The sequence below is a fragment of the Bernardetia sp. genome, from assembly GCF_020630935.1.
In the GTDB taxonomy this organism is placed as follows: domain Bacteria; phylum Bacteroidota; class Bacteroidia; order Cytophagales; family Bernardetiaceae; genus Bernardetia.
Genome location: NZ_JAHDIG010000050.1, coordinates 13822 through 36522, shown reverse-complemented (window position 1 = coordinate 36522; position 22701 = coordinate 13822). Strand labels below are relative to the sequence as shown.

25 protein-coding genes are annotated in these 22701 nt (G+C 33.0%); 17 read left to right on the top strand and 8 right to left on the bottom strand.

Annotated features, from left to right (window positions below; translation table 11 throughout):
* Positions 1-243: 243 nt before the first annotated feature.
* On the top strand, positions 244-729 hold the full coding sequence (locus tag QZ659_RS14060; RefSeq protein ID WP_291726469.1) for a hypothetical protein: 486 nt from the start codon (positions 244-246) through the stop codon (positions 727-729).
* A 313-nt stretch (positions 730-1042) separates the two neighbouring features.
* Here the strand turns inward: QZ659_RS14060 and QZ659_RS14055 are convergent, their stop codons facing one another.
* The 4 genes from QZ659_RS14055 to QZ659_RS14040 form a co-directional block, all read right to left on the bottom strand.
* A complete protein-coding gene (locus QZ659_RS14055; protein ID WP_291726467.1) occupies positions 1043-1783 on the bottom strand; it encodes a hypothetical protein in 741 nt (246 codons plus the stop codon).
* Positions 1784-1805: 22 nt separating this feature from the next.
* Positions 1806-2024, bottom strand: a complete 219-nt coding sequence (locus QZ659_RS14050) for a hypothetical protein (RefSeq protein WP_291726465.1) — start codon at positions 2022-2024, stop codon at positions 1806-1808.
* A gap of 276 nt (positions 2025-2300) precedes the next feature.
* Positions 2301-3905, bottom strand: coding sequence for an alpha/beta hydrolase (locus tag QZ659_RS14045; protein WP_291726463.1), 1605 nt, complete (start codon positions 3903-3905; stop codon positions 2301-2303).
* Between the two features lie 201 nt (positions 3906-4106).
* Positions 4107-5306 carry a hypothetical protein gene (locus QZ659_RS14040; protein ID WP_291726462.1) on the bottom strand — a complete coding sequence of 400 codons (1200 nt, stop codon included), beginning with the start codon at positions 5304-5306 and terminating at the stop codon, positions 4107-4109.
* Positions 5307-5413: 107 nt separating this feature from the next.
* On the opposite strand from QZ659_RS14040, the gene QZ659_RS14035 reads away from it, so the two are divergent.
* The 10 genes from QZ659_RS14035 (at position 5414) to clpX (ending at position 15398) form a co-directional block, all read left to right on the top strand.
* Positions 5414-7753: a reverse transcriptase domain-containing protein gene (locus QZ659_RS14035; protein WP_291726460.1), complete on the top strand. Its 2340-nt coding sequence runs from the start codon at positions 5414-5416 to the stop codon at positions 7751-7753.
* A 186-nt stretch (positions 7754-7939) separates the two neighbouring features.
* Entirely contained in the window at positions 7940-8860 is a 921-nt protein-coding gene (locus QZ659_RS14030; RefSeq protein ID WP_291726459.1) for a DUF58 domain-containing protein, read from the top strand.
* Between the two features lie 40 nt (positions 8861-8900).
* On the top strand, positions 8901-9398 hold the full coding sequence (locus QZ659_RS14025) for a DUF1877 family protein (protein WP_291726458.1): 498 nt from the start codon (positions 8901-8903) through the stop codon (positions 9396-9398).
* 113 nt (positions 9399-9511) lie between these two features.
* Entirely contained in the window at positions 9512-10825 is a 1314-nt protein-coding gene (locus QZ659_RS14020; protein ID WP_291726457.1) for a glycerol acyltransferase, read from the top strand.
* A gap of 65 nt (positions 10826-10890) precedes the next feature.
* The gene (locus QZ659_RS14015; protein WP_291726456.1) at positions 10891-11268 is read left to right on the top strand and encodes a hypothetical protein; all 378 of its coding nucleotides are present in this window, start codon (positions 10891-10893) and stop codon (positions 11266-11268) included.
* Positions 11265-11693 carry a hypothetical protein gene (locus tag QZ659_RS14010; RefSeq protein WP_291726455.1) on the top strand — a complete coding sequence of 143 codons (429 nt, stop codon included), beginning with the start codon at positions 11265-11267 and terminating at the stop codon, positions 11691-11693. The genes QZ659_RS14015 and QZ659_RS14010 overlap by 4 nt, the downstream gene beginning before the upstream one ends.
* Positions 11690-12133 (top strand): hypothetical protein, encoded by a 444-nt coding sequence (locus tag QZ659_RS14005; RefSeq protein WP_291726454.1) that lies wholly within the window; start codon positions 11690-11692, stop codon positions 12131-12133. The genes QZ659_RS14010 and QZ659_RS14005 overlap by 4 nt, the downstream gene beginning before the upstream one ends.
* Positions 12134-12295: 162 nt before the next feature.
* On the top strand, positions 12296-13132 hold the full coding sequence (locus QZ659_RS14000; RefSeq protein WP_291726453.1) for a 2,3,4,5-tetrahydropyridine-2,6-dicarboxylate N-succinyltransferase: 837 nt from the start codon (positions 12296-12298) through the stop codon (positions 13130-13132).
* 86 nt (positions 13133-13218) lie between these two features.
* Complete coding sequence (locus QZ659_RS13995; protein WP_291726452.1) at positions 13219-13875, top strand: c-type cytochrome; 657 nt, start codon at positions 13219-13221, stop codon at positions 13873-13875.
* Between the two features lie 266 nt (positions 13876-14141).
* Positions 14142-15398, top strand: a complete 1257-nt coding sequence (gene clpX, locus QZ659_RS13990) for an ATP-dependent Clp protease ATP-binding subunit ClpX (RefSeq protein ID WP_291726451.1) — start codon at positions 14142-14144, stop codon at positions 15396-15398.
* A 175-nt stretch (positions 15399-15573) separates the two neighbouring features.
* Here clpX and pth read toward each other — a convergent pair whose 3' ends face one another.
* The gene (gene pth / locus QZ659_RS13985; protein ID WP_291726450.1) at positions 15574-16134 is read right to left on the bottom strand and encodes an aminoacyl-tRNA hydrolase; all 561 of its coding nucleotides are present in this window, start codon (positions 16132-16134) and stop codon (positions 15574-15576) included.
* A 74-nt stretch (positions 16135-16208) separates the two neighbouring features.
* Here pth and QZ659_RS13980 point away from each other — a divergent pair, with 74 nt between their 5' ends.
* Both QZ659_RS13980 and QZ659_RS13975 read left to right on the top strand, forming a co-directional pair.
* Positions 16209-17222: a GSCFA domain-containing protein gene (locus tag QZ659_RS13980; protein WP_291726449.1), complete on the top strand. Its 1014-nt coding sequence runs from the start codon at positions 16209-16211 to the stop codon at positions 17220-17222.
* Between the two features lie 63 nt (positions 17223-17285).
* On the top strand, positions 17286-18026 hold the full coding sequence (locus QZ659_RS13975; RefSeq protein ID WP_291726448.1) for a methyltransferase family protein: 741 nt from the start codon (positions 17286-17288) through the stop codon (positions 18024-18026).
* A gap of 78 nt (positions 18027-18104) precedes the next feature.
* Here the strand turns inward: QZ659_RS13975 and QZ659_RS13970 are convergent, their stop codons facing one another.
* Positions 18105-18956, bottom strand: coding sequence for a C40 family peptidase (locus QZ659_RS13970; RefSeq protein WP_291726447.1), 852 nt, complete (start codon positions 18954-18956; stop codon positions 18105-18107).
* A 197-nt stretch (positions 18957-19153) separates the two neighbouring features.
* Positions 19154-19678, bottom strand: a complete 525-nt coding sequence (locus QZ659_RS13965) for a hypothetical protein (RefSeq protein WP_291726446.1) — start codon at positions 19676-19678, stop codon at positions 19154-19156.
* A 201-nt stretch (positions 19679-19879) separates the two neighbouring features.
* On the opposite strand from QZ659_RS13965, the gene QZ659_RS13960 reads away from it, so the two are divergent.
* On the top strand, positions 19880-20326 hold the full coding sequence (locus tag QZ659_RS13960) for a DUF1573 domain-containing protein (RefSeq protein ID WP_291726445.1): 447 nt from the start codon (positions 19880-19882) through the stop codon (positions 20324-20326).
* Positions 20327-20407: 81 nt separating this feature from the next.
* On the opposite strand, the gene QZ659_RS13955 is transcribed toward QZ659_RS13960, so the two are convergent.
* Positions 20408-20875 (bottom strand): FKBP-type peptidyl-prolyl cis-trans isomerase, encoded by a 468-nt coding sequence (locus QZ659_RS13955; protein ID WP_291726444.1) that lies wholly within the window; start codon positions 20873-20875, stop codon positions 20408-20410.
* 199 nt (positions 20876-21074) lie between these two features.
* Here QZ659_RS13955 and QZ659_RS13950 point away from each other — a divergent pair, with 199 nt between their 5' ends.
* The 3 genes from QZ659_RS13950 (at position 21075) to QZ659_RS13940 (ending at position 22650) form a co-directional block, all read left to right on the top strand.
* Positions 21075-21380, top strand: coding sequence for a hypothetical protein (locus QZ659_RS13950; RefSeq protein WP_291726443.1), 306 nt, complete (start codon positions 21075-21077; stop codon positions 21378-21380).
* Between the two features lie 174 nt (positions 21381-21554).
* Positions 21555-22070 carry a CAP domain-containing protein gene (locus tag QZ659_RS13945; protein WP_291726442.1) on the top strand — a complete coding sequence of 172 codons (516 nt, stop codon included), beginning with the start codon at positions 21555-21557 and terminating at the stop codon, positions 22068-22070.
* 106 nt (positions 22071-22176) lie between these two features.
* Positions 22177-22650, top strand: a complete 474-nt coding sequence (locus QZ659_RS13940; RefSeq protein WP_291726441.1) for a MarR family winged helix-turn-helix transcriptional regulator — start codon at positions 22177-22179, stop codon at positions 22648-22650.
* Positions 22651-22701 lie beyond the last annotated feature (51 nt).

Here is a 22701-nt window from a genome sequence, read left to right as displayed (position 1 = left end):
TGTTTTATGAAAAAATAAATCAAATTTAACAAAATTGTAGTAGATAATTACTTAACAAGTTGTAGTTCTAGTGAACCAGTCAATATAGAGCTAGGAAAAGAGTTTGATGTAGATGGAAAAAAACTTAAAATAGAAAAAATAAAAGCTACTACTCTTCTCTCCAATGACGAGCAGAAGGTAAGTATTTTAGCTCCAGAAGGTAAGAAATACGTTTATTTCGAATTATCCAATCCAGATAATGAAATGGTTTTTATTAAAGCAAAGTCGAATGGTGAAGACTTGAAGAGAGTTGATGATATGCGACTAGGACTAGATTTTTCTCATGATTTAGGAGAAGGGTTTAATGATGCTTATTTTTTAATAGACGAAAAGCAAGACATTGAATTCTATATTACTACACCTTCTAGTGATGTATATCAAGTAAGCAAAACAAATCTAGGTATTGAAAATGATAGAGAAATTATTCCAGAAATGAAAGAGTTAGTGAGTAAGTATGAAAAATCTGTAAACTTACTTACTCCACTAGAACCTTATGTAGAAGGAAAAGTTCTTGATATTGCACAGACGAAAGATGGGTCAATGGTTATGAGCCCACTCACAGAAAATATGACTATAAAGTATGTTTTTCCTAATGGAAAAAAGTATCTTACCAACACAGAAGGACTTTTTCCATCTAATAGCGAAATTACTTGGGAAAATGGAAAAATTGTAAGTTTTATTTATCAATAATGGGCAGTCCCAAACTTGCTAGGTATAAAACAGATAAATATTTTTTGGAATCAAAAAAAGGTAATTTCCTGTATTTGGAAATTGCCTTAATCTTTCCTACTTAGGTCGTTGACGAAGATTAAAGAAGATAGTTTGTATGACTTGAAGTTTAGAAGATACAAAATTCAAATCATTTCGTTGGTTATATTTCTATCAAACTTCCAAATACTCTCATCAATAGGCTGTATATAAAATTTTATCTTGTCTGTCAGTGTCACAATACTATTACTTACTATTGACGTTTTGGCTGTGTGCAGTAGTTTCTCACATGGTGCTATTGCTTATAGGTTTTTTTGGTAATCGTATTTAATTTTTTATTAGTCAGTTCGTTTAGTTCATCTTTACAAGTATCATCTGATACAGAAACTAAGGCATAAACATTTTCAGAATTTTCTTTAGCAATATTTTGATTTCCAAGACCAATAAAGTCAAGGCAAGAGTTGTTAGTTTCAGTTACGTAATAATGAGTGATAACATATTCTCCCTCTGAGAATCCAACAGTTTCCATTCCTAAATAGAAATATGGAGATAAGGAAGCCTTTCCTTTGTAGTTCTGGTCATGATATTGAATTTCAAATTCTATGTCAGTATAGTTTATTTGTTGGATGGTAATTAAGTTTCCACTTTCTGATTTAAATATTACCTCTTGGTCATTTGTGATGTATTTAGGAATAAGCACAATCGAAGAGTCTGGAAAAAGTATTGTATCAGCTTTAAGGATTAGGTTGCTCTCCTGTAAATGGTTTTGAAATTCTTCTGAATAGTTTGAGGATATTGATTGGAAACTTACACTTTTTTGACTTTCTCTCAAGGTTTCTATTTCAAGAGGTTGCCCATTTACTATTCGGTATTTATGTTTTGGTGTTAGGTTCAATATTTGACTTCCCTTTTTTGTTGTAATTGTTTTGAAGGTATCGCCTTCTTTAAGTGAACCTGTCCAAGTACCCAAATACTGATATGAGTCTTCGATTTCTGTAATTTCTTCAATAAATGTAGAGTCAGTAAACAGTTTCAATGTCTTATGTTGAATATCATTGTCAAGTTGAAATTCCCTTAGGGGTTTGTCGCAAGATCCTAAAAGTCCAATTATCAGTACTGATATAATTAAGTTCCTGTATAGTCAATTTATGAAAAGAACTTAAATAAATAGCACTAAAACGTTTGCGTTCTCTTGGTAAGAGCTTAACATCTGTACTAGATAAATAACGACGAAGTTCTTGGGTTTGAAAAGCATTTAAAGAAGCTATGAAACGCATAACATTGATAAATTGTGTTTTATAAAAAAATAAATCAAATTTAACAAAATTGTAGTAGATAATTACTTAATAAGTGAGTTTTCATTCTAATGCTTGCCAATATTTGTATAAACGTAATGTATTTTAGAGTACTGGACATGAACGGTCTCGGCTATGAGTAGTTGCGATTTTGTTTGTTCTGTTCTTCCGATTTAACGGAGTAGAATAAATGTAATAAACGCTCCTTGTTTTAACCAACTAGAGCAATTACTTATAGCCATTGTTATGTACAGGTCTTTATTTTGTTTTTAATCCAATCAAAGATATTAATCCATTAGAAAGAGTTCCACGCCAATTTACATAATTGTGCCCACCTTTAAACTCTTGATAATTCACATTATATCCTTTTGCTTTAAGAATATCTCGAAACTGTCTATTCATTCCGAGCATAGAAGCTCCTGCATCATATAGTCCGATGTCCATATAGAATTTTATGGGTAATCTTTCACTGTCCATATATGCATTAATGAGTTTACCATTATCTTCAGGATAAATCCAATGGTTTTCGTTATTTGTACCTTTAATCCAATATGAACCAGATTGTGAAAGAACATTGCCTATGACATCAGAATGATTTAATGCAATGAAACTAGCTGCAAAACCTCCTCGGCTTGAACCTGCTAAAATTACTTTATCTGATGTAGTATGAATAGTATATTTTGAACGCATCCAAGGAATAAGTTCAGTTGCAATAAAATCTCCAAATTGTTCGCTTATCAAATCTTTATTACGTTTACCCATTGACCATACTAAAACCGTGACAGTAGGTGGAATTTCTTTATCTGATATTAGATTATCGATTATGGTTGGCGCAGGTATTCTTGACCTACGATTTGGTATTGCTCCATAGGATTCTCCATCAAATATTATTACTAAATTATGTTTTAGTTTTGGATTGTAATTTGCTGGTGTATGTATTGTGATTTTTCTTTCTTCATTTAAAATTTTACTTTTAATTGAAGTTGGTAATACTTTTCCTTTATCTACATTTTCTCTTTCACCAATGTAGATTTGCTTAGGTGCATTTGGCATCTCAACAGTTCCATCATAAGCATGCTCTACATTTCTGATTTCGATTTCTTCATTTGGACCTGCTTTATCTAGATTGAAATAATTGAATCCATAGTTGAAACGAGCATCTTTAGGAACTCTCTGCGTTACAAAATGAAGTTTTGTGTTTGGTAATCGCTGAAAACGTAAACCCAAAAAATCAGGACCACCACTTAACATTACATACTCAGTATTATCGTTAGGTATGCAAAAGTATGTGACCAACATATCTTTATCATTTCCTTCAATCGGTTCAATAATATGTCTGTCTGTTTTCTTGGCAATGAAAGAATTTATCGCATTTTCATCAGTTAGCGAAGATTCCCATAAGTTGTATAACGTCTTCGTTGGAAGTTCTTTTTTTGTAATACGCTTTGTATTGTCTGATAAACTTAATATTTTTTTAATAGTCAAAGTGTACATTCCTTTTTTTACGTTTTTATCTAGAGTATGAACTATCAATTTATATTCTCCCGATTCATCTGAGGTGATATCAATAGGTTCAACTCCATTTGTTCCGTTTGGACTATCAATTTGTTTTAGAAGTTTTCCATTGGGTCTATATACATCAATTACAAGGTCTATTTCTTTTTGAAGAACTTCTCCAATTACTGCCATTCCGTTTTCTAATTCAACAGTATAAGTATGTTTGTCTAATGCAGAAATAGTCTTGTCAATCTTTTCTCCAGCAATAAGAGCTGTTGCATTATTATTTTGAGCTGAAATTGGAAAAGTGAAAATTGAAATAAATAAAAGCGATGTAAGAAGAGTTAGATAATAAGGTTTGTTCATTAATTAATGTTTCTATGTTGTTTTGTTTGACTTGTATATAACATCTATATAAATGAAATTCATTTATTTTGAATTTTGTTTGTTGCTCCAAAAGAGTAAGTAAACGAAGGTGCGATTAAAAATAAAACACAATCTAAGAAGTTCTAATCAAATTATAAAAATAATATGGTTTTGTATTTAAAAATAAAGTACTCATTTACCTCATACACTCAAACTACTTCTATCAAACCTCCAAATACTCTCATCAATAGGCTTTGAGTAAAATTGTTGAGCTATAATTTTTTTCACTACAATTTTAGCTTCATTTTCTAAATTTTGACTCTCAAAATCAACTGAAAATCCAGCATGTAAAGGTTCTAAAAAAAATTTCCACTTTTCATTTTTAGAAAAAAGCATTGGTTTTTGGTAAGCTAAACATTCATAAAACTTTGTTGGAATACAGTTTTGTGTGCTTCGATTGAATAAATAAGGTAAAATAACAAAATCCGTTTTTTGAATTTTTTCAAGTAGAATTTTATGAGAAATAGGAGTTGAAACAGAATTATTCAGCAAAGAAATAGAAGGTTCATTTTTTATCAGTTCCGTAATCTTTTTAGAGTAGTTTTTATCTGAGCAATACCCAGCCAAAACAAGCTGAATTTGAATGCCTTTTTTAAAGAATTCTTTTTGCAGTTTCTTGAAAAATAAAATGCCTTCTACTGTTCCATAGGTTTTTGAAAATGAGCCATAAAGTAAAAATTTGATGTTTTTTGTAGTTAGAAAGTCAGATGGAACGATTGAGTTTCTTTCAAAATCAGAATCATCTTCTATCAAAAATTTATTTTCTAAAAAAATGTAGTTCTGTTTTTTCAAAAAAGGTATTTCTTCCAAATAACATCGCTCTGCTAACAAATACAAATCAATAAAACGAGATGAGAATTTTTCAAAATTTCTAATCAAAAAAGCCAGTGGCTTCTTTAAAAAACGAGGATAATTTTCTTGATAGAGAATATTGAAAACATAATTTTCCTGCATGTCATAAATGAGTTTTGTTTTGAAGAAAAATTTGTAAAGCAAAGTAAATGGTAGGAGTTCGACGGCACAAACGATAATTGTATGAGGTTTGATTTTCAAAAGCTGATATAAGACTCTAAAGCCAGCAAAAAAACGCCATAATCCCAGTCTATTTCCATGATTTATTTGGCTGAATAATTCTATAAATTCAATATTTTTTTCTGTATTGTTTTTTTTTGAAAAACTACTTGCTTCAAAACCTATGAGTGTAATCTTTTTATGATTTCCTACGACAGACTTTGCTATTTTTTTGTAAGCACGAACATCATCGACAGGTTTCAAAACAGAAAGAATAGCAATTTTTTTATTCTCTACATTTTCTGTTTTATCGTTTCTAAATGCTGTCATTATTTTGGGTTTTATATCGATAAAAAATCACTTCTCACATCTGTTGAGGTCTGCAAAATTATATTTGTAATAGATAATTAAAACGAAATTTCAACCCACATTTATCTATGCAAACTCTCACCTCCAAACAAGTAACTCGTATTAAATTAGACGAGCTAAATCGCCAATATCATGAGCTTCATAAACAGTACAATACAATTATTAGGCAAGTTGAGAAAACTTCTAAGATAGAAGAAAAATTTCAACTTCTTTATCAAGGTCTTTGTAAGATTACTTTTGCTCAAAAACAGCTTCATCCAGATGTTGAAAACCTAACCGTTTTGCAAACACAGTTAGAAAATAATACGGTTTCTATTTCTTTATTGGAAAGTTGGATAAGTCGCCTTCAAAATGAAATTGAACAAGGAAAATTACGACTAGAAGCAGGTTTGGTTTTCGGACGAGCTTTAGAAGATACTTGGAATACGCAAAACTCTACCAATAAGAAAAAAATAGACTTTGAAATTGGTTTTTTACAACTTATAAGCAAGCAAATCCATCAGCTTGAAAATGAAACGAAATTGAGAGAATGGATAAGAGTTCATACTCACGATGTAGAAAAAGTTAGGGAAAGACATCAGAAATTTTTAGATGAAACTATCTTGCAGCCTGTGAGTAAAGAAGAAACAGCTTATATTCTTCGTTATATGAAAGCGCATCCGTATCATCACACGAAACTAAAGTCAGAAATTTCTGCTATCGTAGGAAAAGAATCGTTAGTCAATGAACTGGCTGGAACAATTACTGTTCTGCTCAATAATTTCGAAACGTGGACGTGGGCAGGACAGGGTGTTAAGCTCAATGCACTTTGGACAAAGCACAAATGGAGACCCTATTTATCTACACAACTTTTAGAATCTTTGTTGTTGGAAATAATAGGAATGCGTTTTGGTCGTGCTTTCAGAGAAAGCATGTTAGATAAAGATTTTTGGGGAAAAGAACCCGAATACAACCATCTAAAATACTGGCATAAACTTCTTCGAAATGAAATTACCTTTAAAGAATTTCCTAATCATATTGATTTTTCTCAAATCACTTTTCAAGATTCTTATAATGGATATGATGGCGATATAGTCAGTATAGTGAGTAATGAAGATACCTATTTCAAACTCTTTCAAGGACTAAATGCACAGCTAAAAATAACAGAAGCAAGACGTAATGATTTAAAAGAGGTTACTACTCCATATATTATTCAAACTGACCTCAAAAATTATTTCCTAACACTTCCTCATCAGACGTTGCTCGTTGTTTTAGAAGAAGTAGGAATTAGTCAGAAGTGGTTAAATTTTTTCAAAACGTATTTGGAAGTTCCTTATTCATATAAAGATGAAATATATTCTGCAAAAAGAGGAATTTCACTTTCTCACTTGCTTTCCTCTATGCTTGCAGACACGCTTTTACTTCTTTTAGACAAAGCATTTTGGACACAAAAAGGTATTGCTACGTTTCGTTATATGGACGATATGTATATTTTCTGTGATTCGGAAAAGGATGCTCAAAATGCTTGGCAAACTCTGACAGATTTCTATAAAATGACAGGTTTAGAACTCAACAAAGAAAAAATAGGCATTGTCAGAATAGGAGAATCTAAGGAAAAAGATAGTTTTATAGAAAAAATAAATAAAGAACTCCAAACAGAAATAACACTTCCCAACTGGATGTTTCTTTCTCTACATCAAGATGGAAACTGGAAAATTAATCAAAGTGCAGTTTCAAATTTTGCTCAAATACTTTCTGAAAAATTAGAAAATACAGGTTCTATTTTTGAGTTTTGTAACGTCTATAACACACATATTTCTTTCTTACTCAAAAGTTTTGGAATTGGTTATCCTTTGGGAAATCAGCACCTTGAGGAAATTAGTAAGGCAGTTGTTCTTTTTGAAAAACAGCTTTTTAAAGATAATACGACAGTCCTTCAAGCATTACAAAATCTTTTGGTAGAGAAAATACCAACCATGAAACAAGCCATAGAAAAATTGCCAGAGGCTTGGTATTATTGGTCGCTTACAGCAGGAGGTTTTGCACTTCAAAATCCATTTTGTCATATTGTGTCTATTGCTCAAAGGCAAAAACAATTTGTAGAGCCAGCAAAGAAAAGTTTTGAAGGCTTAGATGAGTATCAAAAAGACTCAACACTAAGAGAAATATTTGTAACATATAGAAACCAACAACTTCAGCCACTAGCTCCAAAATCTACACCTGTAATGCAAGGACTAATGAACGATTTTATTGACAGAGGAACAGAAGTAAGTGGAAAAAAACAAAATGGTTTAGGAATTTATTGGCAATGGCTTTTATATACTTATGGTTATCAACTTTTGGATAGTTTCGGAACGTTCCGTTTTCTGATGACAGAACTCGTACCTTTAGAAACTATTTTTAACAGGCTACATCAAGAGACTGAATAAATATATTTCAGAGATACAGCAAAACAGGTCGGAAAAATAGATTTTCTAACCTGTTTTGTTTTGAATAGAATTTGAGCTTTTTTAGGAATTGCTTGTCAGGTAAAGTTACACAGTTATTTGTATTTTTGATAAAATGTAGGAATAAGGCTTGCCTTATTCAGAACAGCAGTAAATAAAGAAAAAAATATGCAAGAATTAGACATACAAGCTATTCGCCAATTTGGCAATATAGAATTTTTGGCTCGCCAAGTGGTAGAAGGATTTATTTCTGGACTTCATAAGTCGCCTTATCACGGTTTTTCAGTAGAGTTTGCCGAACATCGCCTCTACAACACAGGCGAAAGTACACGTCATATCGATTGGAAAGTCTATGCACGAACAGACAAACTTTTTGTAAAACGTTATGAAGAAGAAACTAACCTTAGAGCGCAACTTTTGATAGATGTTTCGCCTTCTATGTACTACCCACGAGAAGGAAAATTTGAGAATGGAAAGATTACCTTTTCTATTATGGCTGCTGCTTCGATTGCTTATATGCTTCAAAAACAGCGTGATGCGATTGGTGCAACAACATTTTCTGATGAGCTAGAACTTCAAACTCCCATAAAAGCAACTTCAAAGCATATTCATACACTTTTTTTAGAGTTTCAACGTCTTTTAAATGCTCCTGCTCCTACTGGAAAGAAAACTTCCACAGCTAAAGTTTTGCACGAGATAGCAGAAAGGTTACACAAACGTTCGTTAGTGATTATTTTTAGTGATATGCTAGACAATATGAACGAAACGGATGAGCTTTTTGCAGCTCTTCAACACTTAAAACATCGCCATCACGAGGTTCTACTTTTTCATGTAAAAGATTCCAAAACAGAAACTGAATTTGATTTTGAAGACCGTCCATATATTTTTACAGATGTAGAAACAGGAGAAAAAATAAAGCTCCAACCAGCACAAGTCAGAGAATATTATCGTCAGCAGACTAAAGCCAAAGAACAGGCTTTAAAATTAAAAAGTGGACAATATAAAATCGATTTTGTAGAAGTAGATATTCGTCAGCCGATGGATAGAATTTTGTTACCTTATCTAATAAAACGAGCTAAGATGAAGTAGGGAAGTAAACAAACATTAAATTAAATTCACACTAAAAAACATGGGAATCAGAGCTGTTTATATTGCCTTAGATGACAAAGAAGTAACAGAATTAGAGAAGTTATTAGATCAGAAACTATTAAAAGAAGTGGAGAAAATACAAAAGAAAGGAGACTGTACTAGAATTGATATTGATAAAATGTGGGATATTCTTCATTTTATCTTGACAGGAAATTCAGCGTCTGAACCGATAGAAGATAACAAACTTAGTGAGTTTGTTGTAGGAGTTTCTCCTATATTGTATGAAGATGAGTATATTTCTTTCTCTCCACAAGAAGACGTAGCAGAGATAGTAGAAAAAGTAAAAAATATAGATTTTGACATCTACAGAGATAGTTTTAGAATCAAAGACCTCTCTGAAAAAGACATTTACCCAAACGTAGGCGTAAGCCTAGAAGAGGAAGAGTTCGTATTTGAAGAAGTAAAGAAGGAGTTTTACAGGCTGTCAAATTTTTATAATGAAAATAAAGGAGTGAATATTCTTGTAACTATTTATTAAGCTAAGGGTAAAATATATTAGAATATAATTCAAAAGAACCTAAATTTTTACGTATTTTGTAATCAAATATAGTTTTTCTGTCTTTAAAAAGAAATCAAAACTACTTGCATATCATGGAATATCAAAAGCCTTCTGATAATATTACGGTTACAGGAATTTCGTCTGACCACATCAACAGACAAGCTCAAACTCTAGCTCAAAAATTAGAAACCCATAAAAAAATTATTGAAGCCAATGGTATCAAAATAAATGCTCCTTTTGACCCACGCTATGCAGCTAGTTTGATAAAACGAATTTTAGAACCACTCAGCAAATATTATTTTAGAACTGAATTTGTAGGTTTTGAGGGAGAAGATTATCCAGACAGAAAAAACGATGCGCCTCTGATTTTTGCTAGTAACCACTCTGGAATGGCTTTTCCTTGGGACGCTATTATTTTTTCATCGATGCTTTTGAAGCTCCACAACTACGATATGAGCAAAGTAGCTCGCCCACTGACTGCGCCAATGCTCTCTCAAAGCAATCTGATGAGTCCGTTTGCCATCGAAAACTTTTGGAAAAAAGCAGGTGGAGTAGATGCGACTTCTCTCAACTTTGAAACAATGATGGAACAAGGCATTTTTAATGTTTTGATTTACCCAGAAGGTGTGGGAGGAATTGGAAAAGGATTTGATAAAAAATATGAACTCCAACGTCTTTCTACTTCAACGCTGCGAATGAGTTTGAAACACAAAGCTGATATTATTCCGTTTGCTACCGTCAATGCAGAGTACATCAATCCGTTTAGTTATAGCATAGAGTTTTTAGATAATTTAGTGCAAAAACTAGGAATTCCGTTTTTGCCTGTTGGTTTTATGACCGTTTTGATTCCCTTGCAGCCGTGGATGTTTTATTTTGCGCTACCTGCAAAACTTATTTTTGTTCGTGGCAGACGTATCAAGCCGTACAAAATCTTAGGAAAACCAGTAGAAGACGCTACCGAAGAAGAAATTTATGCACTTCGTGATGCCATTCACGCCATTATGCAGCGAGAACTCAACGAAGCTGTAGAGCAATATGGAGAAAGTCCGTACAACTGGAAAGAGTTTTTTCTAACAGCACTTTGGAAGTGGAAAAAATTACCAGAATACTTACCTTTTACGTGGGCATTTCGCTTCATAGACCACGAAAAACAGTTCAACAAACGCCTTTTTGAGCTAAATAATTTTTCAAATATTCCTCCCTCATTAGAGCAGAAAGTAATTCAAGCTCAAGAAATTGCCCAAACCAGCGAACTAGAAGAACAGCTAGAAGAAGAAAAAGATGTACTTGACGTTTTGCAAGAAACCGTTGAGTTGGTTACAGAAAATCCAGAAGTGTTGTTGATGTATGTTCCTGTGGTGGGGTGGCTACCAACGATTTGGAAAGAAGTTAGGAATAGGATTTAGAAGATTACTTTTTTCCTCAACAACGCTTTCAAGCTCGTTGATGGTTACATAAAACTATAAAGTCAATGAAAATATTTAGTTGGGTACTTTTTGCTTGTATCCTATTGTTTTTTGGAGCAATATATTTTCTTGCTTCGTTCTCTCTATTTGATGAATCTCAGAAAATCAAATTGTTTGACTTATCTTATAAAACTCAGAGTTATATTATTGTTTCCGTGAATGGAAATGCTACTACCAATAGTTCTGTTCAGTTATTTGAAATAGATAATGGTGGAAATGAAATACAACATAGTTTCTTAAATACTCGTCCTTATTACACAAAAGGCTATCAAAATAGGCTTAATGACAGCATTTTTCAATGTATTTTTATAGTTGGAACAGGTAGAAAAGATACAGTTTTGTTGAATATGAAAACTAAGAAAATGAATTTTCATTCTGAATGAAAAAAGAATATCTAACATTAGAAGATAGAAAAATATTGAGAGGTAGAAGCAAAAAAATGTTTTCTACATATTTATCTGTTTTGGTGCTAGGTAGTATTTGTTGGTGGATATATCAAGAATATTTTGCAGATGAAAAATACACGTTTGAAAGCGTTCTTTTATTATCATTTGTTGGTATTGTTAAATTATTTGGCTGGATATATTACTCACTAGAAGAATGGCAGCATTATAAATGGGTTCTGATTGGTAAAATTAAAGAGAAAGATAAATATGCTGATACAGAAAGTAAGTACTGGTTTTTCAAAATAAATGATGAAACTGTTATCATTTCAGAAGAAGATTATAAAAAGTATAAAGTAGGACAGAGAATAAAAGTGGAGCAAACAGCACTATCAAAACGTATCATCAGAATTACAGCGTTATGAAAAAAGAAAAACTGACAAAAGAGGATAAGGCAATATTGAAGAAAGGAAGAAAACTGTTTAGCTTACCTCTCTTATCCATTATTCTGATAATCTTGATGCTTTGTGGGAGTTATATTTATTATTTCAGAGAGAATTATTTTGACCATTATCATAGATGGTACTGGCTAGACTTAGGTATGTTAGTTTTGGTAGGTGTTGTATTGATTATAATATTTATTATTATCAAAGTAGAAATTCTTATAGGCTATAAGTGGGTAATTATAGGTTATATAGACCATAAAGAAGTAGTTTATAATGAAGGTGCAACTTATTATTTATTTATCAGAGAGACAAGAATTACTGTACTAGAGAAAGATTATAATACTTTTGAACAAGGGCAAAAAATCAGAGTAGATAGAACAGCTATTCTCAAACAAACCATAAGAGTTTTGCCACTTTAAAACTATCCCCACTTCATAAAAAAACAAAACTACATCATCAAAACATTGCCAATTTTTTCGTGGCTTTGTACATTTGTCTAAATGGGCTTTTTAGAGAAACAAATGTTATCTCTAGTGGTTAGCTACAAATTAAAACTTTACAACTTCCCTAAACATAAAAAAATGCAAGAACGTATCAAACTCATAGAGGCAGCTTGGCAAGACAGAACTCTTTTACAAAATACGGTAGTACAAGAAGCCGTTTTTCAAACTGTTGAAGATTTGGATAAAGGTGTTTTGAGAGTGGCAGAACCAAATGCAAACCAAAGCGACAACGCAACTTCTGAATGGACTGTTCACGAATGGATAAAAAAAGCTGTAATCTTATATTTTCCTCTTCGCAAGATGGAAACGATTGAATGTCCTCCTTTTGAGTTTCACGACAAAATTCCTCTCAAGAAAAATTATGCAGAACTAGGTGTTCGTGTTGTTCCTCACGCTATTGCACGTCACGGAGCTTTCATCAATAAAGACGTTGTGATGATGCCTTCGTATGTCAATATCGGTGCGTATGTAGATAGTGGAACGATGGTAGATACGTGGGCAACGGTTGGAAGCTGCGCTCAAATTGGAAAACACGTTCATTTGAGTGGTGGTGTTGGTGTAGGAGGTGTTTTAGAGCCTGTACAAGCTGCTCCAGTAATTATTGAGGACGGTGCTTTTATTGGTTCTCGTTGTATTTTGGTAGAGGGTGTTAGAGTGGGTAAAGAGGCTGTTTTGGGTGCAAATGTAACCATTACAGGAAGCTCAAAAATTATTGATGTTACGAAGCAAGAGCCTGTTACGTATCGTGGCTATGTTCCTCCTCGTTCGGTTGTAATTCCGGGAAGTTATACTAAAAAGTTCCCAGCAGGAAAATATAATGTACCTTGTGCCTTGATTATCGGACAACGCAGCGCAAGCACAGACCTTAAAACATCGCTCAATGAAGCTCTACGTCAGAATGATGTAGCTGTGTAAATCAATTACGACCTGCTAAAGCAGCGAAGCTAATGATTAAGTTACACATTTATCACTAATCACTAACCATTTATCATTAATTACTTATGTTAAACGCTATTCCAACTGCTGCCTATACTGGGCTTTCACACACTCACAAACTTGTGGTGTTACTTTTTGTAGTTCTCTATGTCGTCAAACTGGCTTTGCTTCTTTTTAGTGAAGAAAAACTAGACAAGATGAGAGAAAATAAACCTGCCAAAATCTTTGAAATGGTATTGAGTTTTCTCTTCTTAGGAACTGGAATTGCCATGTGGACAGCTGTGGCAGACCCTTTCAATACACTTTTTCTGATAAAAATTGTAGCTGTTTTTGCTTCTATTCCTTTAGCAGTTATTGGGTTTAAGAAGAAAAATAAAGTGTTGGCTATTCTTTCTGTGGTTTTGCTTTTCGCTGCCTATGGACTAGCAGAAGTGAAAAAGGCAAGTTATAAAAAGCCAGAAACACAAGATGTAGTTTATAATACTACTGAAACGAGTGTTTATGGAAAACAGCTTTATGAGCAATACTGCCAAAATTGCCACGGAGCAGACGGAGCAGCAGGGCTTTCAGGAGCTAAAAATCTACAAACAAGCACCCTTTCTGACGAAGAAACCAAAAAGCAAATCGTAGAAGGTAAAGGAAATATGCCAGCCTACGAAAAAGTCTTGAATGAGAAAGAAATTGATGCTGTCGTAACGCATGTAAAATCGCTAAGAAAATAGGTGATAAAAAAAGTCGTAAAAAAATACGATATTTGTATAATCTTAAAATTTAAAATCAAGATGAACTAATTAGAGTATAACCACTTTGATTAGTTCATTCTCTATTATAAAAGAATTGCAATTAACATTACTGTTTTATGCTGTGCCGATTCTGTGTTTTTATTGATTTGGCAGCTCATAACTCGTAATTAGCTTCGCTGAATAAATATTTGGCTTCGTTGATTACTTCGTAATTCGTAATTGAAAAATTCGTAATTGAAAAAAGTATGGCGAAAGAAAAATCGTGTAATTTTTGTGGTGGTTCGGCTCGTTCTCGTAGTCTGATGGTAGATGGACCAGGTGGTGTAACTATCTGTAACCAGTGTATTGAGCAAGCCAATCAAATTTTACAGCAAGAAGAACTAGCACGTAAAAAAGGCAAAGTCAAACTCAATTTGATTAAGCCTATGGAAATGCGTAAACTATTGGATGAGTACGTAATCGGACAAGAAAAAGCTAAAAAAATCCTTTCTGTTGCTGTGTATAACCATTACAAAAGATTAATGCGCTCTGGGCAGGCAATGGGAGTTCATTCTGAAATGGACGACGGAATTACTATCGAAAAATCAAATATTTTGATGGTCGGACAAACAGGAACAGGAAAAACCCTCCTTGCCAAAACACTAGCTAGAGCTTTGCAAGTTCCGTTTTGTATTGCAGATGCTACCGTAATTACAGAAGCAGGTTATGTAGGGGAAGATGTAGAGACGATTCTTACTCGCCTTCTGCAAGCTGCTGATTATGACGTTTATGCTGCTGAGCGTGGTATCGTTTTTATTGACGAAATTGATAAAATTGCTCGTAAGTCGGACAATCCTTCTATTACTCGTGATGTGAGTGGCGAAGGAGTTCAGCAAGCACTCTTGAAACTTTTAGAAGGAAGTATTGTCAATGTTCCACCACAGGGAGGGCGCAAGCACCCAGACCAAAAAATGGTGGCTGTCAATACAGAAAATATTTTGTTTATCTGTGGAGGAGCTTTTGCAGGCATTGAAAAACGAATTGCTAAACGCCTCAATACAAGAGCTTTAGGCTTTGAAAGCAATGAAGAGAGGAGTAAAAGTATTGATGAGAGAAATATTTTACAATACGTAAATGCTCAAGATTTGCGCTCGTTCGGACTTATTCCAGAACTTATTGGTCGTATGCCAGTCGTTACTCATCTTAATCCATTAGATAAAACAGCATTGAGAAGTATCTTGACCGAACCAAGAAATGCTATTACGAAGCAGTATCAAAAACTCTTCAAGATGGAAAATGTAAATTTGTCGTTTGAAGATGAGGCACTAGACTATATTGTAGAACAAGCAATGGAGTCTGGTTTGGGAGCAAGAGGGTTGCGTTCTATTTGTGAATCTATTGTTTTAGATGCCATGTATGAAGTTCCTTCAAATCCAGAGCTGACAAACCTTGTCATCACAAAAGATTATGCTAAAGAACAATTTACAAAATCAGAAGTGATGCGTAGTTTGAAAGTGGCATAAAAAATTGTCCTACTTTTAAACTGTTTAAAAAAACGGATTCAAAAACTTATTTTGAATCCGTTTTTTTATACCAAAAGTTTGACTAAAAATAGAAAAATAACAGTTATTTATAATCTGCTCTAAAGAGACCGACCTTATTTTCTACTTAGGTCAGATGTGATTTTTTGGGTATCAGCTATGAATTATATTGGTTCATCGTTCTATCAATTCCGATAGTACAAAATGAAAGTGTCATTTCTTCTATTTTTTCTAAAATAGATGGAAGGGCAGCTTTTTCATTCTCATTAAATTCTCCTAATACAAAATCAATCTGTTTTCCTTTCGAAAAATCATCTCCAATTCCGACACGTAAACGAGGATATTTTTGAGTTTGTAGTAAGTCTTGAATATTTTTTAGTCCGTTGTGTCCTGCATCAGAACCTTTTTTTCGCATACGCAAAGTTTCTAAAGGCAAAGCCAAATCATCTACAATCACTAGACAGTTTTCAATTTCAATTTTAAGCTCGGTAAGCCAATGGCGAACAGCTTTTCCACTCAAATTCATATAGGTTGAAGGTTTTATGAGATAAATGCTTCTTCCTTTATGCTTTATAAGAGCTATATCTGCATAACGTCCAGTTTCAAAACTTGCTCCTTTTGACGCTGCTATCTTATCGACAGCCATAAAGCCGACATTATGACGAGTATTTTCATATTTCGAACCAATATTTCCCAGTCCGACAATTAAATATTTCATAGTTTTGTTTTTGTTATTTTACTACAAAATAAGTCAAACCAAAGTCTAAAATCAACTTTATTTATTTCAAAAAGATGAAATTCAGAACTGAAATCACACCATTACCATTAGAAAATAAACTTACACTTTCTAGCAATATTTTTTTAATAGGTTCTTGTTTTTCAGAAAACATTGGACAAAAACTCACAGAAAATAAATTCGAAACACTCATTAACCCTTATGGAGTTATTTTTAATCCTTTGTCTGTGGTTCAGCTTTTAGAATGGATTTTGGAAGACAGAACAGGAAATTATTTTGAGGGAAAATTAGAAGAATATTATGTTCTGTACGATGAAGTATGGTACAATTATCATTTGCATTCAAGAATTGCTAGTCAAGATAAAGACGAGTTAAGAAATAAGATAAAAGAAATAGCTCAACAAACTTACCAGTTTTTAGAAATATCAAATACCATTATTCTAACTTTTGGAACAGCTTTTATATACGATTTGCTCAAAGAAAATGAAAAAATACCAATCTCAAATTGTCATAAACAGTCTAAAAACCTGTTTGAAAAGAAACTTATTGATTTAGAACTAGCAAAATCAAAACTGGAAAGTCTCATCAGAAAACTAAGTACTTTTGGAGAGAAAAAACAGATTATCATTACAGTCAGTCCTGTAAGACATTTGAAAGAAGGTTTGGTAGAAAATAGTGTTAGTAAGTCTATTTTGCGAGTTTTGGCGCATTTTGCATCAGAAAAATTTGAAAATGTGGTTTATTTTCCGTCGTATGAACTTGTTTTAGATGATTTGCGTGATTATCGTTTTTATGAATCAGATTTGCTTCATCCCAACAGCCAAGCAATAGAATATATTTGGCAGAAATTTTCAGAAAGTTGTTTTGATAGCCAAACACAAAGTTTCCTCAAAAAATGGAAAAAAATAAGTGCAGCACTTGCTCATAAGCCATTTTTTCCGAATAGAGAAAGTCATCAGAAATTTTTGCAAAAATTAGTGAGTGATTTAGAAAAAATAGAAGTAGAGTTTAGAATTGACCTACAAAAAGAAAAACATTTTTTAAAAAACAATACTTTACGAGCTAGATAAAATAGCGTACCTTTGCACCACGAAAAAATCAGAACATTTTCTCATAAATTTTAAATAGATAAAATGGCATTAATTGAAGAACTAGACAAAGAAGGTAACTTTTTATTCAAACACAGAGGTACACTTCCTATTCCTTTTGTGTTTTTGGCGTTGGGAATCTATGCGTGGCAAGCCTACCATAATGCATTTCCAGAGTGGTTTCCGTATTACGAATATGTGTGTTTGGCTGTTGGTTTGTTGGGGCAGTTTGTTCGTGCTTACACAGTTGGGCATACGCCAAAGGGAACTTCAGGTAGAAATACAAAAAAACAAGTAGCTGATTCTCTGAATACAAGTGGAATTTATTCTATCGTTAGACATCCTCTTTATGTAGGAAATTTTTTGATGTGGCTAGGAGTAGCAATGCTAACAGCTAATTTTTGGTTTATTACGTGTTTTGTATTGGCGTATTGGCTGTATTATGAGCGAATTATGTATGCAGAAGAGTATTTTTTACGCAACAAGTTCGGACAACAATATTTAGATTGGGCAGAAAACGTTCCTCCTTTTATTCCTCGTTTTTCAAACTTCAATGGTGCAAACTTAGAGTTTTCTACTAAAAATGTTTTGAAACGTGAATACAATGGTTTTTTTGCTTTGATGCTTATCTTTACTGTCTTTATAGGTATTCGATTTTACTTCCAAACTTATACGTATGGTCTGCCTAATGAGTGGTATGTTATTTTTGCTGTGAGTTTAGTTATTTTTAGCGTACTCAAAATACTAAAGAAGTTTACAAAAGTATTGGACGTGCAAGGGAGATAGTGCCCCCAAAAACTAAAAAAAACGGATATAAGAATCATGTTCTATATCCGTTTTTTTATGATTATGAGAGAAGAAAAGTTATTCAGTTTCTTCTACGCTTTCTTCTAAAATATCTTCTATGATAGGCATAGAAATACGACGAGCTGAACGAAAACGAGGTTTGTAATAACTGCTTTCCATTGTGCTGTAAGTAATTTGTCTTCTGCTTCCAGAGGCTGCGTGAATAAATTTGATAGGCTCATCTGGATTATTTTCTACAACAATTCCGACATGTCCTGTGCGCCCTGAACGAGCATTTCTACCTGTGAAACAAAGAATATCGCCCACTTGAACCTCTTCTAGTGTAATTTCTCTACCTACATACTCATAAGAGCGAGAAGATGAGGGAAGGTTGATGTTAAACTGACCATACACATAAGAAACGAAACCAGAACAGTCAAAACCATTAGGAGATTTTCCTCCATACACATAAGGAACGCCTTCTTGCTGTATAGCAATATCAACTAATGAGTTAGTGAACTCTTCTCTTTCTATTATTTTTTCTAAAATATGAGGCGCAACTGTGATATTATTTGGAGAAGGGAAATAGACTGTATTGTTTATATCAGATTCAATGTTCTGTGGATTTGTTTTTTGACTTGCTTCTTCATCTAACAAGGATAAAATATCTAATTCTGCACTTTGGACTTTATTCTTTAGAGTATCTTTCTCTATGGGAAGATTAAAAGTAGGAATGAAATCGAAAGGAGTTTGGAAGCAGTTTAAATAAGATGTTGATGAAACTGAACTATTTGAAGTAGTTGAGGAAAAAATAAGACCGTGTGTATTTTTTCTTTTTGTCGTACTGGGTTTGGCAGGTTTGCCTGTTGTAAAAGATGAAAAAATAATGGAAGCAAAAATAAAAACTAAAGGATAATGCTTTAAGTCCATACAATAGGATTTTGATAAAAAATAATTATTAGTGAGTGTGTTGTAGTAGATGTTTTAGACCTTACTATTTTTTTATTTTTTGAAAGCCACAAATCTACAAAATAATATTTGATTCAATCACATAAAAAAAGTCAATACAAAATATTTTTTAATCATAATGTATTGACTTTTAGATAAATATATATTTGCTAAGAAGTTTATTCTCTCCTAATTCTGATATGTAAAGAGCCATTTCGCACTCTAATTTGCTGATTCGGATTGTCTCTGTTAGTTAATAGTCCACTAAAAGTAGCTTTAATAATATCATTTTCTATGCTCAAAATCTCTAACTGAACAGCATCTTCTGTTCCAATATAGGCTATATTTCCTTGTGAAAATTCTAGTCTGACATTACTATTATCTAATGTTCTTGGTGTAGTATTATCAAAATCGAAGCGAGTGAGCAGAACACGAAAAGCTCCAAATCTTGTAGAGTTAAAATCAGTAGAACGGTATATAGACAAAGACTTGGTACTTTCTGAATAAGTGTTTAGAAGAGATGGAATCGTACCACTTGGGTCTGCAAATGTATATTCTAAGTTTTCTATTTCAGCCCAAATTTGTCCTTCGGGTGGAAAACCTCCTATTCTTTCATCACCCAACTCACAAGAACTAAACAGGCAAGAGATAGAAAATAAAAGTAGAAAAAAATATAAAAACGAATAAGATGAGATAACTTTCATAAAAAATAGATTAAATTTGAAATGATGATTTTATAATTTTGATTTAGTTATAAACTTTGGCTTTATGGCAAAATAATTGAATTATAATCTGTAAAATATTAGGCTTTCAAAGCTAAAAACAAACATCAGCAAAATAAGGTTTTCCTTACAAACTTTAGAATAAATTAAATTTTGACAGTAAAAAAAATATATCAACAAATTATGAAAAAGACTTTTTTTCTCTCACTTTTAGGCACAATGGTTTTCTTTTTCGGACAAACAACGTTGCAAGCCCAAACAACAAACGACAAAACTACTTTCACTAAAAAAGCTGACGACAGACAAGCTAAACTTACTTTTACAGACCGTGAACACGATTTTGGTGAAGTAGAAGAAGGTGAAGTGGTAGAGCGTGTCTTTACCTTTAAAAATACGGGAGATTATCCATTAATGCTGCAAGATATTCGAACTACTTGTGGTTGTACTGCCCCCGAATGGACAAAAGAACCTATTGCTCCAAACGAGGAAGGAAAAATTATTGTGCGTTTCAATTCTGCTCACAAAGCAGGGCAGCAGCGAAAAGTAATTACAGTTATTTCTAATGCTTCCAATTCATCAGAATCTTTAGTTTTGTTTGGAACAGTTTTGCCAAAAGGAGGTAGCAAATAAAAAATATAAGACATTAAAAAAATGCTATTCTTGTTTAACAGGAATAGCATTTTTTATTTGATAGAGTTAAACTATTAAAAATTAGTCAGCAAGTGTGCCACCTTCTACTGTTGAAGGATTGATTCCAACAAGTTCTAACTCAAATACTAAAGTTTTTCCAGCCATTGGGTGATTAGCGTCCAAAACAACGCCTTCCTCATTTGCTTCAACTACTACTACAGGGATTTGCTCACCATTTTGTCCTTGCAAAGCAAGTTGGTCTCCTTTATTAGGGTTCATTCCTGCTGGCAATTTGTCTTTAGGAAACGTAACAATATTTTCTGGATTTGACTCTCCATACGCTTCACTTGGTGGTAAAGTGATTGTTTTTGACTCGCTAAGGCTCATTCCCTCTACAGCAGCATCAAAACCTTTTATCATTTGTCCTGCTCCTACCTTAAACTCAATAGGCTCTTTTCTATCTCTTGAAGAATCGAAAACGTTTCCGTCTTCAAATTTGCCTACATAATGTACTTGTACTAAATCGCCTTTTTTTGCGCTCTGTGACATGCTCTAAATTTAATTGAATTATAAAAAAAATATCTTTCTTGCTATCGAAATAAATTATTTCAAAAACAAAAAAGACGATATGGTTTAATATGCTTGCAAGTTACGATTTTTTATTGATAAAAATAAATTAGTCTCTACACGAGAGTTTAAGAATCGTTATTTTTGTGTGTAAATTTGTTGCCCTATTGTCTATAAACCTATGAAAAACTATTTCAAATACATTATTCTAACTTGGATATTCTTCTTTGCCTTATTGTTTGGTGTAGCTGGTTATCAAGTTTTTCAGAGTAACCAAACAAAAACATATTACCAAAACCAAAGGATGATTTCGAAACAATTTTTGCTCACAGACTTTTGCTTTTCTACAGAATCTCGCCATGTGCGTCATCTTTCTATGCCTGAATGGATTGCACCCTTTCAAGACTTTCCTGCTTATCACGAACATTTTCCTTCTTCTTCTTTTTTTAAACCTAACTTAGAGGAAATACGTGTTAAAAATAATTAGACAATATTAGGACTTTCGCAAAATCAGTCGCTTACCAAATTGACCTAAGGACGAAAATAAGTGAAAATAAGCTCAGTCCCGTAGGGCAAGCCAACACAAAGAGAATTATTCTATTAAAAAAATCATTTGCCAAAGTCATAAATATATTTTTCAAACAATAAAATTATTTCAACTATGAAGCCTTATCATATTAAATTAGGTGTTATTTTATTTTGCTTTTCTACTCTTATGTTTTCTTGTCAAGTAGAAGACGAAGAAGATACGGATACTTCAACTGTTCCAACAGGTTTTAATGTAGATGGGCAAAAGTTAGTTGATTTGGTCAATCAGCAGAGAACACAAGGTTGTATATGTGGTAGTGAACAAATGCCACCAGTAAATCCGATTAGTTGGAATGAAACTCTTGCCAAAGCAGCTTATCTTCATAGTAAAGATATGAGCGAAAATAATTACTTTTCTCACACAGGAAAAAATGGCTCAGATGCTGGCGAGAGAATAGAAAATCAAGGATATATTTGGCGAACGTATGGAGAAAATATAGCTGAAGGTTATACCACCGAAGAAGCTGTCATCGAAGGATGGCTAAACAGTGAAGGACATTGTAAAAATATTATGAAGGCTAGTTTTGAAGAGATGGGCGTAGGAAGAGAAGCCAACTACTGGACTCAAGTTTTTGGAGCGCAACGATAAAATATACAAACGTATTTTCAAAACATAAATACATCAAAAGTAGTTGTGGATACAATAATTGATAAGTCAAATAAAAGTTTGTGAATTTTTACTTTATTTATAAAACATGAAAATAGAAAGTGCTTTAAAAACCAATAAATTCAAATCTGACCAGCATAAAGCGATGTTAAATATTATGTTTACAGCAAGTTGGTTGCGTGGAAAGGTTATCAGCAAACTAAAGGGATATGGACTATCACAAGAGCAGTACAATGTGTTGCGTATTCTGCGTGGTTCGTCTCCCAGTTCTTTATGTGCAAAAGATATTACTGACCGAATGATTGACAAAAACTCCAATACTACTCGTATAATGGACAAACTCATCAAGAAAGGTTATATCAATAAATGCCGTGGCGAAGTTGATAGAAGAGAAGTCAATATTTCAATTACAGAAGCTGGGTTAGAACTTTTAAAACAAATCGACCAAGAAGAACCTATTGATAAGCCAAATTATTTGAACCTCTCAGATGCAGAAGCAGGACTTTTGAGCGCACTTTTAGACAAACTTAGGGAAGAAGACGAATCAGTAAGCAGTCAATAATTTTTGTAATTTTACTTTTCATTCGTTATTTACTCTACCTTCTTAACTCTA